Source organism: Oleiphilus sp. HI0123 (assembly GCF_001635315.1).
Window position 1 is genome coordinate 1 of sequence record NZ_LWGE01001783.1, and the last position, 872, is coordinate 872.

The following is an 872-nucleotide window of genomic DNA, read 5'->3' on the forward strand; positions in this document are numbered from 1 at the left end:
AGATTATCAATACCGTCTTAAAGCAAAAATATTTCGAGTTTTGCTCATCATGATCAAACTTAACAAGTTTAGCCTGCATCGCCCAAGGACGCCTTGGGCTGGACTCGCTATCGCTCGCCGCAGCTAAAGGCGTTAGAATTTTTAGGCATCATCCACAAAAGGAAGTATTAGTGATTAAAAAAATACGAATATTAATTTTCATTGCTGTTTGTTCTGCTCTTTTACCAGCTTGCGCTCATTTTTCCTCAAGTTCTTTCCAAGAAGAATATGTTCAAGGTGATCAAACTACATTTAACACTGGTGATTCTGTATTTCTTAAGATTAATAGTTATGCCAATTGGTCTGACTATTCAACGGTTAACACGCTAGTTGCAGATGCACTCCAAGAAAGCTTTTCTAAAAAAGGTATAAAAGCAAAATTTCTCTCTGAGAAAGATGAGCTTCCTCAGAGTTATCTTGAAATTGTTTCTATTGTTGATAATACCGCAGGTGATGAAAGTCGTGACTTTGATCCCCTTTCGTATTTATCTGCAGTTTGGTGTGGCTTGTCAGTTTTTGTTCTACCTATGATTAGCACCGATTTCGATGTGCTCGTAAAAATTAACCGATTTGAAAATGGTCAAATTGTGTCTAGCCATTTGTATTCAAGTCATATGTATCAAATGGCTGGGTTTTCTATGATTCCATTTATGAGTTCGGACGATGTTGGAGACGATATTGCCTCTATAGTGGATAATGTTTCTCAGGATTATTTGGAGTTAAATTAAGATGATCAAGCTACTTTCAATAACAATACTCGCTAGCTTGCTTAGTTCGTGTGCCTCTAGCTATTTCAACGTCTCAAAGAATACCCCTAAAAGCGAGTCAGCAAT

General features: G+C 37.2%; 1 protein-coding gene. It reads left to right on the forward strand.

Going from position 1 to position 872, the window contains the following annotated elements; all coding sequences use genetic code 11:
* Positions 1-170: 170 nt before the first annotated feature.
* Entirely contained in the window at positions 171-767 is a 597-nt protein-coding gene (locus tag A3761_RS24030) for a hypothetical protein (RefSeq protein WP_068553632.1), read from the forward strand.
* Positions 768-872 lie beyond the last annotated feature (105 nt).